The 12,104-nt window shown below is 71.8% G+C and carries 11 protein-coding genes; 7 read left to right on the top strand and 4 right to left on the bottom strand.

The genetic code is table 11. The features are described 5' to 3' along the window. Positions 1-162 precede the first annotated feature (162 nt). Positions 163-789, bottom strand: coding sequence for a TetR/AcrR family transcriptional regulator (locus ACFWNV_RS03030; RefSeq protein ID WP_383939598.1), 627 nt, complete (start codon positions 787-789; stop codon positions 163-165). A 180-nt stretch (positions 790-969) separates the two neighbouring features. Here ACFWNV_RS03030 and ACFWNV_RS03025 point away from each other — a divergent pair, with 180 nt between their 5' ends. From ACFWNV_RS03025 to ACFWNV_RS03015, 3 genes are all read left to right on the top strand, one after another. Continuing rightward, positions 970-2,472, top strand: coding sequence for an APC family permease (locus ACFWNV_RS03025; protein ID WP_383939595.1), 1,503 nt, complete (start codon positions 970-972; stop codon positions 2,470-2,472). An 8-nt stretch (positions 2,473-2,480) separates the two neighbouring features. Further along, positions 2,481-3,395 carry a carbon-nitrogen hydrolase family protein gene (locus ACFWNV_RS03020; protein ID WP_383939592.1) on the top strand — a complete coding sequence of 305 codons (915 nt, stop codon included), beginning with the start codon at positions 2,481-2,483 and terminating at the stop codon, positions 3,393-3,395. A gap of 97 nt (positions 3,396-3,492) precedes the next feature. Continuing rightward, positions 3,493-4,383, top strand: a complete 891-nt coding sequence (locus ACFWNV_RS03015; protein ID WP_383939589.1) for an aminoglycoside phosphotransferase family protein — start codon at positions 3,493-3,495, stop codon at positions 4,381-4,383. A gap of 4 nt (positions 4,384-4,387) precedes the next feature. On the opposite strand, the gene ACFWNV_RS03010 is transcribed toward ACFWNV_RS03015, so the two are convergent. From ACFWNV_RS03010 to ACFWNV_RS03000, 3 genes are read right to left on the bottom strand one after another with little or no spacing between them, the layout of a single operon-like run. Beyond that, positions 4,388-5,140 carry an amino acid ABC transporter ATP-binding protein gene (locus tag ACFWNV_RS03010; RefSeq protein WP_383939840.1) on the bottom strand — a complete coding sequence of 251 codons (753 nt, stop codon included), beginning with the start codon at positions 5,138-5,140 and terminating at the stop codon, positions 4,388-4,390. 23 nt (positions 5,141-5,163) lie between these two features. Continuing rightward, a complete protein-coding gene (locus ACFWNV_RS03005; RefSeq protein ID WP_383939586.1) occupies positions 5,164-6,120 on the bottom strand; it encodes an ABC transporter substrate-binding protein in 957 nt (318 codons plus the stop codon). Continuing rightward, positions 6,117-7,283, bottom strand: a complete 1,167-nt coding sequence (locus tag ACFWNV_RS03000; RefSeq protein ID WP_383939583.1) for an LLM class flavin-dependent oxidoreductase — start codon at positions 7,281-7,283, stop codon at positions 6,117-6,119. The genes ACFWNV_RS03005 and ACFWNV_RS03000 overlap by 4 nt, the downstream gene beginning before the upstream one ends. Positions 7,284-7,969: 686 nt before the next feature. On the opposite strand from ACFWNV_RS03000, the gene ACFWNV_RS02995 reads away from it, so the two are divergent. The 4 genes from ACFWNV_RS02995 to ACFWNV_RS02980 all read left to right on the top strand — a co-directional run bounded on the left by ACFWNV_RS02995 (position 7,970) and on the right by ACFWNV_RS02980 (position 12,099). Then, on the top strand, positions 7,970-8,989 hold the full coding sequence (locus tag ACFWNV_RS02995; RefSeq protein WP_383939581.1) for an amino acid ABC transporter permease: 1,020 nt from the start codon (positions 7,970-7,972) through the stop codon (positions 8,987-8,989). Between the two features lie 199 nt (positions 8,990-9,188). Then, the gene (locus ACFWNV_RS02990; protein WP_383939578.1) at positions 9,189-10,151 is read left to right on the top strand and encodes an amino acid ABC transporter permease; all 963 of its coding nucleotides are present in this window, start codon (positions 9,189-9,191) and stop codon (positions 10,149-10,151) included. Next, positions 10,148-10,942 (top strand): amino acid ABC transporter ATP-binding protein, encoded by a 795-nt coding sequence (locus ACFWNV_RS02985; RefSeq protein ID WP_383939575.1) that lies wholly within the window; start codon positions 10,148-10,150, stop codon positions 10,940-10,942. Before ACFWNV_RS02990 ends, ACFWNV_RS02985 begins: the two co-directional genes overlap by 4 nt. Positions 10,943-11,076: 134 nt before the next feature. Next, positions 11,077-12,099 carry a transporter substrate-binding domain-containing protein gene (locus tag ACFWNV_RS02980; RefSeq protein ID WP_383939572.1) on the top strand — a complete coding sequence of 341 codons (1,023 nt, stop codon included), beginning with the start codon at positions 11,077-11,079 and terminating at the stop codon, positions 12,097-12,099. Positions 12,100-12,104: the final 5 nt, after the last annotated feature.

The following is a 12,104-nucleotide window of genomic DNA, read 5'->3' as shown; positions in this document are numbered from 1 at the left end:
CGGCACCCCCGGCGTTTGTGGCCCCCCGCCACCCGGGGCACTTGGGGGCAAACCCCCCCGTGGGACCCCCCCGGGCCGCCCCCCCCCCCGGGGCGCCCCGCCCCCGTGAGGCCCGCCCCCCCCCCTCGTCCGGTGGGGCGCCGGCGGTGCGTCGGGCCGCGGTCAGGAAGGTTCGGCCGGGGGCTCGTGACCGGTCAGTTCATGACCCGTGACGGCCCGGGCGTAGGAGCGCAGGGCCGCGATCACCTCGGTGCGCGTGCGCCGGCCCGCGAGCACCTCCATCTGGTAACCGTCCTCCATCGCGACGAAGTTGGCGGCGAGCAGCCGGGGCGGATCCTGGAGCACGAAGTGGCCCTGGGCCTGGCCGAGGACCAGGATGCCGGAGTACACGGCGATCTGGCGTTCCGTCAGGGCGCTGTCGAGCGCGGCCGCCCGGGCGTCGCGCAGGCAGCGCGGCCAGTATTCGAAGAGCAGCCGGGTCAGTGCGTCGTCGGGCCCGCCCGCGACCCCGTGGTCGATGCAGGCCCGCAGTTTGTCGCGGGCGTCGTCGAAGCGGTCCGCGGCCTCCTCGCGCTCCTGGCTGTAGCGCTCGATGGCCTGCTGGTACGTGGAGTGGACCAGGGCGTCGAGATCGCCGTAGTAGAGCACCGCGGCGGGGGTGACCCCGGCCTGGTCGGCGACGTCGCGCAGCCGCAGGCCCTCCAGTCCGCGCACCAGTACGGCGCGCTCCACCGCCTTGCCCAGCTCGGTCCGGCGGTTCTCCTTGCCGGTGCCCTTCCTGGCTGCCACGTCATCTCCTCCAGACTTCGATCATCTAAATCAAGATTTAACAATATCGCCCGAACCATTGACGGTCCAGGAGCCACAGGTCTTAAATCTGCGTTTAACGCGGCGTCCGTCCCACGCGGCGCCTGTCCAACACGGTGTTTCACGCTCTGCGCACCACACCTGCGGCCTCCAGGAGGCATCATGACCAACCCGACCGACACCGGGGCCAGAACCGGGCCCGCGCCCGCCCCCGTCGGCAAGGGGCTGCGCGGCGGCTCCGTGGGCCTGCTCGCCTCCGTCACCCTCGGGCTCTCGTCCGTGGCTCCGGCGTACAGCATCGCGGTCACCCTCGGCTTCGTGACGCTCGCCGTGGGGGACCTGGCTCCGGCCGCCCTGCTCCTGGGCTTCGTACCGATCCTGCTGACCGCGTTCGCCTTCCGCGAGCTGAACCGCGAGATGCCGGACTGCGGCACCAACTTCGTCTGGACCACCCGCGCCTTCGGACCGGTGGCCGGCTGGTTCACCGGGGGCTGGGTCGTCATCGTCGCCACCCTCATCGCGATGACCGCCCTGTCCCAGGTCGGCGCGGTGTACCTGCTGAACCTGCTCGGCCTGCACTCCCTCGCCGGGAACGACGCCGCCGTCACGGTGACCGCCCTCCTCCTGCTCGCCGCATGCACCCTGGTCTCCGTACGCGGGCTGCACCTGGCGGCCTCCGTGCAGTACGTGCTCCTCGGCCTGCAGATGGCGGCCCTGATCGGTTTCGGCGCGGCCGCCTTCGCCCGCGAAGGCGCCGTCACCCCCTCCCTGGACTGGCTCGACCCGAGCGCCTTCGACGGATTCGGCCCCTTCGCCGAGGCCGTCCTGCTCTGCCTGTTCATCTACTGGGGGTGGGACTCACTGCTCGCCGCGAACGAGGAGACCCGGGACGGCGAGCGCGTGGCCGGGCAGGCCGCCGTCCTCTCCACCCTGCTCCTCCTGGGCACCTACCTGTTCACCGCGTTCGCCGCCATCAGCTTCGCCGGCACCGGAACCACGGGCCTGGGCCTCGGCAACCCCGAGAACGCCGCCGACGTCCTCACCACCCTCGCGCCTCCCGTGCTCGGCGGAGCACTCGCCAAGGTGATGGAGCTCGCCGTCTGCGTCTCGGCGGTCTCGGCCCTGCTCACCTGTCTGGTCGGCAACTCCCGAGGCACCTTGTCCATGGCCGCCCACGGCGCCCTGCCGCGCGCCTTCTCCCGGGTCCACCCCCGGCACCGCACGCCCGCCTTCGGAACCCTGGCCTGCGGAGCGGCGGCGGCCGGCACGCTGATCCTGCTCCGGCTCGTCTCCGCCGACATCCTCGGCGACGCCGTCCTCTGCGTCGGGCTGCTCATCGCCTGCTACTACGGCACCACCGCCCTGAGCTGCGTCTGGTACTTCCGGCGGAGCCTCGGCGACTCCCCGCGCAACCTGCTGCTGCGCGGCGTACTGCCCCTGCTGGGCGGCCTGCTGATGCTGGCGGCCTTCGCCCGCAGCGCCTACGACATGTACGACCCCGCCTACGGGAGCACCTCCTTCCACGGCGTCGGCGGGGTCTTCCTGCTCGGCGCCGGGTCCATCGCCGCGGGCGTCCTCGCCCTGCTGATCGCCCGCACCCGTTTCCTCCGCTTCTTCCGCGAAGGCCGCACCTCGGTCGCCGCGCTCACCCTCACCGAGGACTGACCCCGCCCATGCGCACTCTCGCCATCGCCGCCCTCCAGACCACGCCCGTGGCCCACGACCTCGAAGCGACCTGGCAGCGCTTCAGCAACCAGGTCCGCGCCACGCACGCGCTCTTCCCCCACGTCCAGCTGGTCATCGCCCCCGAACTCCTGCTCGCCGCCGAGGGCCCGATGCTGGGCCCCGCACCCGACGACTGGATGGAGCGGGCGGCCGTCACGATCCCCGGACCGCTCACCGACCGGATCTGCGCCCTCGCCAGGGAGACCGGGCTGTGGCTGGTCCCCGGGAGCCTCTACGAGCGCGCGGAGGACGGCCACGTCTACAACACGGCCATGGCGGTCTCGCCCGAGGGGGAGATCGTCGCCCGCTACCGCAAGGTCTTCCCCTGGCAGCCGTACGAAAAGGTCCGGCCCGGCCACGAGTTCACCGTCTTCGACATCCCCGGCATCGGGCGGGCGGGCCTGGCCATCTGCTACGACGGCTCCTTCCCCGAGACGGTCCGCCAACTCGCCTGGCTGGGAGCGGAGATCGTCATCCAGCCCACCCTGACCCCCACCCGGGACCGGGAGATGGAACTGGTCTGCGCCCGCGCCAACGCCTGGACCAACCAGGTGTACGTGGTCAACGTCAACGCCGCCGACCCGGCGGGGGTCGGCGCCAGCGCGATCGTCGACCCCGAGGGCATCGTCCGCCAGCAGGCCGGCCCCGGCGAGGAGGTGCTCGTCGACGTACTGGACCTCGACGCCGTCACCCGGGTGCGCCGCTACGGCTCCACCGGGATCAACCGGCCCTGGAACCAGCTCGCCAGGTACGGGGAATCGATCGCCCTCCCGATGTACGGCGGCGCGTCCTTCCGCACACCGCACTGGCTGGAGGAGGTCGAGAGGCAGGTCGAGAGGCAGGAGCAGGCCCCGACCGCATAGCGGCCGGGTCCGCAAACCAGGTCGACAGGCGGGCTCCGGCACGGTGGGATGGCTCCGAACGCCCGCCGTCCGGAGCGGGCCGGGCAGGGGAGCCTCCTTGGGATACGAAGCGGGGGTCGAGGCCCGTCCGGTCATCGACGGCACACTCGTCAGGCGGCTGGTCGACGCGCAGTTCCCGCAGTGGGCGGGGCTTCCCCTCCGGCTCCTGGATCCGGCCGGTTCCGACCACGTGATCTACCGGCTGGGCCGGGAGCTGTCAGTCCGGCTCCCCCGCGGACCCGGGGTCGTCGGACAGGCGGCGAAGGAGGCCGAGTGGCTGCCCCGGCTCGCCCCGCACCTGCCGCTGGCCGTCCCGGTACCGGTGGCCCTGGGCCGGCCCGGCTTCGGCTATCCGTGGCCGTGGTCGGTGTCCCGCTGGCTGGACGGTGAGGTGGCGACCGCCGCGGCGCTCGCCGATTCCTCCGCGGCCGCCCTGGAGCTGGCCGGATTCCTGACGGCCCTGCAGCGGTTCGCGCCGCCGGACCGGGCCTCCCGGGCCGAAGCCGTCCAGGGGGACCTGGCCGACCGCGACCGGGCGACGCGGGCCGCCATCGCCGAGGTCTCCGGCGTGTTCGACGCGCCGGCCATGACCGCCCTGTGGGAGGCGGCCCTGGGCGCACCCGGCTGGGACCGGCCACCGGTCTGGTTCCACGGGGACTTCCACACCGGCAACCTGCTGACCACCAACGGCCGCCTCAGCGCGGTCATCGACTTCGGCGGGCTCGGCGTCGGCGACCCGGCCTGCGACCTGACCATCGCCTTCACCCTGATGTCGGCCCCCAGCCGGGCCGTCTTCCGCGGCGCCCTGGGCGTGGACGAGGCCACCTGGCTGCGCGGCCGGGGCTGGGCCCTGGCCACCGGCCTGAACGCCTACACCTTCCACGCCGCCACGGACCCGCGCGTCGCGGCGCAGACCACCCGGCAGATCACCGAGGCGCTCATCGGCTGACCCCTCACCACACCTTGGCGAGGAAGGCCCGGGTGCGGGGGTGCCGCGGATCGTCCAGCACGGCCCCCGGCGTTCCCTGCTCCACGACGACCCCGTCGTCCATGAACACGACGGTGTCGGCGACCTCCCGGGCGAAGCCCAGCTCGTGGGTGACGACGAGCATGGTGGTTCCGGAGCGGGCCAGGTCCTTGATGACGTCCAGGACCTCGCCGACCAGTTCCGGGTCGAGCGCCGAGGTCGGCTCGTCGAAGAGCAGCACCTTCGGTTCCAGGGCGAGCGCCCGGGCGATGGCCACCCGCTGCTGCTGTCCTCCGGACAGCTGGCGCGGGTAGGCGCCCGCCTTGTCGCTCAGACCCACCCGCTCCAGCAGGCGCAGGGCCGTCGCCTCGGCCTCCTCCCGCGGCCGGCGCAGCGCGGAGACCGGGGCCTCGACGAGGTTCTCCAGCACGGTGAGGTGGGTGAAGAGGTTGAAGTCCTGGAAGACGAACCCGATGTGCGTGCGCTGCCGCAGCACCTCCTTCTCCTTGAGTTCGTGCAGCTTGCCGCGGTGGCCCCGGTAGCCGATGAGCTCGCCGTCCACGCTGATCCAGCCGCGGTCGACCTTCTCCAGGTGGTTGATGGTGCGCAGGAGGGTGGACTTGCCGGAGCCGGAGGGTCCCAGGATCACCGTGACCTCCCCGGCGCGGACCGTCAGGTCGACCCCGCGCAGCACCTCCAGGGGTCCGAAGCTCTTGTGGACGCCGCGGACCTCGACCATGACCGGTCCGGGTGCGGGCTCGCTCACGTGTGCTCGGCGGGGTTGATCTGCGAGGTCTCGATCGCGGAGGAAGCGGTGCCCCACTTCTTCAGGATCCGCGCGTAGGTGCCGTCCTTGATCAGCGCGTTGACGGCGGCCTGGAACGCGGGGGTCAGCGTGGAGCCCTTCTTGAAGGCGAAGCCGACGTCGAGCCGGTGGTACTCGCCGAGGAAGGTGGTCTGGGCGGCGGGTTGGGCCGCCTGGTAGCGCAGGCCGTTGATCGTCGACATGATCACGTCGATCCGGCCCTGCTGGAGGGCCGTGGTGACGGCCCCGGACTCGGAGAAGACCTTGACCTCGTACGGCTTCTTGCCGGCGGCCGCGCAGCCCTCCTTCTTCGCAGTGAGGGTCTTCTCGAAGGTCGTGCCCGCGCCGGTGCCGATGGTCAGCCCGCACAGCTGGGTCAGGTCGGAGACCTGTGAGGTCAGGGCGGTGTTGCCGGTCTTGACGGCGAAGCCCTGGCCGTCGTTGATGTAGGTGACGAAGTCGACGGACTTCAGGCGTTCGGCGGTGACCCCGAAGTTGCCCGTGCCGACGTCGTACTTGCCGCTGCCGAGGGCGGGCAGGATCGTCTCGAAGGAGGCGTCCTGGCGCTCCAGTTTCACACCCAGGACCTTGGCCACCGCGGCGGCGATGTCGATGTCCTGACCGGCCGGCGGCTTGTCCTGCCCGTTGGGGTAGTACGCCGACGGGGGCGCGCCGACGGAGCCGCCGAGCCGCACGCTGCCCGCCTTGCGGACCTCTGCGGGGAGCAGGGCCGCGATCTGCTCCACGGCCTGGACGCCGGCGACCGGATCGTCGGCCGGCGCGGGAGAGACGAGGGCGGCGGTCACCGGAGGGGCTCCCCCGTCGGAGCCGCAGGCCGTCAGGGTTGCCAGGAGGGGGAGGGGCAGCAGGACGAGCGCGGTGCGCAGCCGTCTGCGGAGTCCGGTGGGGCTCATCCGTGCACCGCCGTCAGGGGCCGCAGCGGGGAGCCGGTCTCGGTCCGGGCGGTGGCTTCCCGGGCGGCGTCCCGCTTCGCGACCTCCTCGCGGACGAGCGGAATCACGTACCGGCCGAAGTCGACGGCGTCGCCGAGCAGGTCGTAGCCGCGGGCCGACAGGATGTCGACGCCGAGGTCGTAGTAGTCCAGCAGTGCCTGGGCGACCGTCTCCGGGGTGCCGACCAGGGCGTTGGAGTTGCCCGCGCCCCCGGTGGCGGCGGCGGTCGGGGTCCACAGTGCCCGGTCGTAGCGCTCCCCCGCCTCGGCGATGGCGATCAGGCGCTGCGATCCGGTGTTCTGCGGGGCCGCGGCCTCCGTCACCCCGTTGTCGCGGTGGCGCTGGACGGTCCCCGCCCGCCTGCGCTCGCGGATGGCGCCCACCGTGCGGTGGGCCTTCTCCCAGGCCAGTTCCTCGGTCGGGGCGATGATCGGCCGGAACGCGACCTGGATGCGGGGGGACTCGGTGCGGCCCGCGGCCCGCGCCGCGGCCCGTACGGCCTCGATCTGCTGGGCCGTCTGCTCCAGGGGCTCGCCCCACAGGCAGTAGATGTCCGCCTCCGCGCCGCCGGCCTCGTAGGCGGCGGCCGAGGAACCGCCGAAGGAGACCTTCGGGCGCGGCTGCTGGACGGGGAACACGTCGCTGACGAAGTCGTGGAAGCGGTAGTGCTCCCCCTCGTGGTCGAAGGCCTCGTGGGTGGTCCAGATCTTCTTGACGATGCGGATGTACTCGCGGGTGCGGGCGTAGCGCTCGTCCTTGCCGAGCACGTCCCCTTCGCGGCCCTGCTCGTGGTCGTTGCCGCCGGTGATGAAGTGCACGGCCAGCCGGCCACCGCTGATCTGGTCGAGGGTGGCGAAGGTCTTGGCGGCGAAGGTGGGGTACGAGACGTTGGGCCGGTGGGCGAGCAGGATCTGCAGGTGGTCCAGCTTGCTCGCGATGTACGCGGCGGCCGGCGCCGGGTCCGGGCTTCCGGAGCCGTAGGCGAACAGCACCCGGTCCCAGCCGTGTTCCTCGTGCGCCCTGGCGAGCCGGAGCGTGTACTCCTTGTCGAAGGCGGCGCCGGATCGTGCGGTGGTTTCGGAGCCGTCGTTGGTGGCGGCTATGCCGAGGAACTCCACGGGCATGGGTGTGGCCTTTCGGAAGGTGCGGCGGTACGCACCGGGGCAGGGTGAACCGCCCGCGGTGCAGCGGTGGTTGAGGCTCCGTCAGCCCCGGGAGACGTGCGGGCGCGGAGGAAAGGGCGTGACGTGCGGGCGTGAGCTACAGGTGTGGCGTGCAGGCGTGACGACGCGTGGCGTCGGAGGTTCGGTGCGATGGCAGCGCGCCCGGGTTCGCGACGGCGTGAGGGCCCAGGGGCGGGCGGTCACGGACGGCACGGCGGTGGCGCGAGGGGAGCGCTCGGCCCACGACGGGGTCACCGAGGGAGGGAAGGGCCGTTCAGGCAGCCCGCTGCCGCGTCAGGCGCAACAAGCCGCGGACCACACCCGACCGAAGTCGATGTAGTCGCGCGAGACCAGGCGCTGATGGGCGTTCATGCGACTACTTGAACAGTACGAACAGCCCTTCGTCAAGCAACGGACCGGATGCCGGACGGTCCCGACCTCCGCCGGACCGGGCACCGTTGACACGGTCGTGCCGTGGGCGCATACGATCGGCGGCGGACCGCAGGCTCCGTGCAGGGAGCCGGTCCGGCCGTGTTGAGGGACACGGCGAGCGTGACGACCGCACCGCTTTCCGCCGGCCCGGCCGTGCCCGACCGCCGCCGGGCGGGCGGTGCCGCCCGCGATCCCTCACACCCCCGGAGCACCTCATGAGCACGGCTTCCGATCTCTCCCGCACGTCCGCCTCCCCCACGTCCCGCGCGCCCGATGGGCCCGATGTGCCCGGCGTCCCGGGTGCGGCCACGCCCGGTACGGAGCCGCCGCCGATCGTGCCGCGCCGGCGCCTCGGCCGTCAGGCTTCCGCTGCCGCCGCCCTGCTGGTCTTCGCGATGGTGCTGGTCTCCGTCGTCCGCAACGACGCCTTCCAGTGGGGGCTCGTGTGGCGCTACTTCACCACCTCCGCCGTGCTCGACGGGCTGCTGCTGACCCTCTGGCTGACCGGTGTGGTGATGGTGCTGGGGTTCCTCCTCGGCACGGTGCTCGCCGTGATGAGGCTGTCATCCAACCCGGTGCTGCGCACCCTGAGCTGGGGTTACGTGTGGATCTTCCGGTCCACACCGCTGCTGGTGCAGCTGTTGTTCTGGTTCAACATCGGCGCCCTGTACCCGACGCTGGGGCTGGGCATCCCCTACGGTCCCCAGCTCTTCAGCATCACCACGGTGAACCTGCTCGGCCCGACCCTGACGGCCGTCATCGGCCTGACCCTGCACGAGACCGCGTACGCCGCCGAGGTGGTCCGCGGCGGCATCCTCTCGGTGGACCCCGGCCAGACCGAGGCCGCGCAGGCGCTCGGGCTGAGCAGGCGCCGCACGCTGTACCGGATCGTGGTCCCCCAGGCGATGCGCTCCATCGTGCCGACCGCCGGGAACATGCTCATCGGCACCCTCAAGGGCACGAGCATCGTCAGCGTGCTGGCCGTGCACGACCTGCTGTATTCGGTGCAGTTGGTCTACAACCAGAACTACCAGGTCATCCCGCTGCTGATGGTGGCCACCCTCTGGTACGTCGCCGTCACCACCGTGCTGAGCGCGGGCCAGTACTACGTGGAGCGGTACTACGCGCGCGGCAGCTCGCGCGGCCTGCCGCCGACGCCGCTGCGGCTGCTGCGCGTCCGGCTGGCCGCCCTGCGCGTCCGCCTGAACTCGGCGACCGCACCCGGCGGCCGCTGAGTTTCATTTCATGAAGAGGCGTTGTGTGTACGGCGGATGAAATCGGAACACGATTTCGCACATTCGGATATCCAGGCCGTTGACACCCCTTCTCCGGGCTGCCTAGCTTACGCCGCAGATAAAAGATATCGGCGGCCTCTCCAGTCCTGCTTGACGGCTGCTTTTCGATTCTGCGCCTATTCGAAGCCGTGGAGTGTCCTTGACCGAATCACTGCTCCTCTCCGCCCCCGCCGGCCCCACCGGGCCGCCGGGGCCGGCCGAGCGGGTCCTCCCGCTGCGCCGGCCCGGGCGGTGGGTCGCCGCCCTCGTCGTCCTGGTGCTGGTCTCGCAGGCCGCCCACGGGCTGATCACCAATCCCTTCTACCAATGGGACCGGTTCGCGTACTGGTTCGCCCGCCCGGTGATCCTGGACGGGCTGCTCATCACCCTCCAGGTGGCCGCGTACAGTGCAGTCCTCGGCCTCGCCGGCGGCGTCCTGCTGGCCCTCGGGCGGCTCTCGGGCAGCCCGGTGCTGCGGTCGGTGAGCTGGACCTACATCTGGCTCCTGCGTTCCGTGCCGCTGATCGTGGTCCTGCTCTTCCTCTACAACCTCAGCGCCCTGTACCCCACCCTCAGCATCGGCATCCCGTTCGGGCCCGCCTTCGTGACCTTCGACGAGTCGCGGCTCGCCACCGACATGGCGGTCGCGGTGGTCGGGCTCAGCCTGAGCGAGGCCGCGTACGCAGCCGAGATCGTCCGGGCCGGGGTGCTCTCCGTCGACCAGGGCCAGCACGAGGCGGCCGCGGCCCTGGGACTGCCCAAGCGCTACCAGTTCGCCAGGATCGTCTTCCCGCAGGCGCTCCGCTCCATCGTGCCCTCCTACGTCAACCAGCTGATCGGCCTGCTCAAGGCCACCTCCCTGGTCTTCTACGTCTCGCTGCTCGACCTGTTCGGCTCGGCGCAGAGCCTGGCCAGCACCTACCCCGGCGACGTGGTGCCGCTGCTGCTGGTGGCGACCGTCTGGTACGTGATCCTCACCAGTCTGGTCTCCGTCGTGCAGTACTACATCGAGCGGTACTACGCCCGCGGAGCCCTGCGCACCCCGGTGCCCACTCCCCTCCAGCGGGCCCGGGCGGGCCTGCGCGACCTGGGGATCCGCTACCGGAAAGAGACCGCCCGATGACCGCGAACGCGACCACCGTCGCGGCCCCGCCCGCGGCCGCCATCGAGGTGCACGACGTGCACAAGTGGTTCGGCGGCCGGCGGGTCCTGGACGGGGTGAGCCTGACCGTCGCACCGGGCACGGTCACCGTGATCCTGGGGCGCTCGGGATCCGGCAAGTCGACCCTGCTGCGGGTCCTCAACCACCTGGAGAAGCCCGAGGCCGGCCACGTCAGCATCGGGGGCGAGCTGATCGGCGTCCAGCGGCACGGGGGCAGGCTCAAGGAGCTGCGGGAGCGGGCGATCCTCGCCCAGCGAGGCCGGATCGGCTTCGTCTTCCAGAACTTCAACCTCTTCCCGCACCTCACCGTGCTGGACAACGTGGCCGCCGCCCCGGTGGCCACCGGCAGGCTGTCCCGGCCGCAGTCCCAGGCCCTGGCGCAGGATCTGCTGCGCCGCGTAGGGCTCGGCGACCGCGGCGGGGCCTACCCGCGGCAGTTGTCCGGCGGACAGCAGCAGCGGGTGGCCATCGCCCGGGCCCTCGCCCTGCGGCCGGGGGTCATCCTCTTCGACGAGCCCACTTCGGCGCTCGACCCCGAGCTGGTCGGCGAGGTGCTCTCCGTGATCAAGGACCTGGCCACCGGGGGCACCACCCTCGTGATCGTGACCCACGAGATCGGCTTCGCCCGCGAGGTCGCCGACGAGGTCGTCTTCCTCCACGAGGGCCGCATCGTCGAACAGGGCCCGCCCGCACAGGTGCTGGACCACCCCGCGCACCCGCGCACCCGGGAGTTCCTCAGCAAGGTGCTCTGACGGCCGCACCGCGCCCTCCGCCGCGTCACGCGGCCCTGCCCGCCCCGCCGGGGGCTCCCCGTGCCCCGGCCCCCTTCCTTCACCCTCCCCACCGCGGCCTTCCCCGCATCGCCGCACACCCGAAAGGCAACGCCATGCACCGCCCGTCCCTCCTGCGCAACAGACTCGTCCGCGGCCTCGGCGCCACCACCGCCGCCGTCGCCCTCGCCGCCGGACTCACCGCGTGCGGCGGTGACGCCAAGGCCTCCGGCACCACACCGGGCTCGGACAAGGTGACCGTCGGAGCCTTCTCCAACGGGGCCGCCCAGCAGGCCGAGCTGTCCGCCCCGGTCGTCGAGTCCCTGCGCGCACAGCTCCCGAAGGCCGTGCGCGACCGCGGTGAGCTGGTCATCGGGGTCGGCGCCCTGCCCGCCGGCTTCCCGCCCCTGGCCTTCGTCGGCACCGACCAGAAGACCCTGACCGGCGCGGAGCCCGACCTCGGCCGCCTGGTCGCCGCGACGCTGGGCCTGAAGCCCGTGGTGAAGAACTCCACGTGGGAGAACCTCTTCGTCGGCATCGACAGCGGCAAGGTCGACGTGGCCTTCTCCAACGTCACGGTCACCGAGGAGCGCAAGAAGAAGTACGACTTCGCGTCCTACCGGCAGGACAACCTGGCCTTCGAAGCCCTGAAGGAGAACACCTGGGACTTCGCCGGCGACTACCGCAACCTGGCGGGCAAGACGGTCTCGGTCAGCAAGGGCACCAACCAGGAGAAGATCCTCCTGGAGTGGCAGAAGAAGCTCCAGTCCGAGGGCAAGGACATCACGGTCAAGTACTTCCCCGACGCCAACAGCGTCTACCTGGCCCTGAGCGGCAAGAAGATCGACCTCAACTTCGGCCCGAACCCCTCGATCTCCTACCACATCACCCAGACCGCGAGCAGCAACGCCCCGACCCGCAACGCCGGTTCGTTCTCCGGTGCCGGTGAGACCCTCCAGGGGCTGATCGCCGCTACCGCGAAGAAGGGCAGCGGACTGGCCGAGCCCGTGGCCCAGGCCATCAACCACCTCGCCAAGAGCGGCCAGTACCCGCAGCTCCTCAGCGCCTGGAACCTCTCCAACGAGGCCGTGCCCACCTCGCTGGTGAACCCGCCCGGGCTGCCCACGACCAACTCCTGACTCCG

The sequence above is a fragment of the Streptomyces sp. NPDC058401 genome, assembly GCF_042722885.1.
Classification (GTDB): Bacteria; Actinomycetota; Actinomycetes; order Streptomycetales; family Streptomycetaceae; genus Streptomyces.
This window is presented reverse-complemented; position numbering and strand designations above follow the sequence as displayed.

Coding starts and splice junctions, on each gene's coding strand:
- ACFWNV_RS02985 (WP_383939575.1), top strand. CDS start 10,148: ATGACCGCGAACGCGACCACCGTCGCGGCCCCGCCCGCGGCCGCCATC.
- ACFWNV_RS02980 (WP_383939572.1), top strand. CDS start 11,077: ATGCACCGCCCGTCCCTCCTGCGCAACAGACTCGTCCGCGGCCTCGGC.
- ACFWNV_RS03020 (WP_383939592.1), top strand. CDS start 2,481: ATGCGCACTCTCGCCATCGCCGCCCTCCAGACCACGCCCGTGGCCCAC.
- ACFWNV_RS03025 (WP_383939595.1), top strand. CDS start 970: ATGACCAACCCGACCGACACCGGGGCCAGAACCGGGCCCGCGCCCGCC.
- ACFWNV_RS03010 (WP_383939840.1), bottom strand. CDS start 5,140: ATGGTCGAGGTCCGCGGCGTCCACAAGAGCTTCGGACCCCTGGAGGTG.
- ACFWNV_RS03005 (WP_383939586.1), bottom strand. CDS start 6,120: ATGAGCCCCACCGGACTCCGCAGACGGCTGCGCACCGCGCTCGTCCTG.
- ACFWNV_RS03000 (WP_383939583.1), bottom strand. CDS start 7,283: ATGCCCGTGGAGTTCCTCGGCATAGCCGCCACCAACGACGGCTCCGAA.
- ACFWNV_RS02995 (WP_383939581.1), top strand. CDS start 7,970: ATGAGCACGGCTTCCGATCTCTCCCGCACGTCCGCCTCCCCCACGTCC.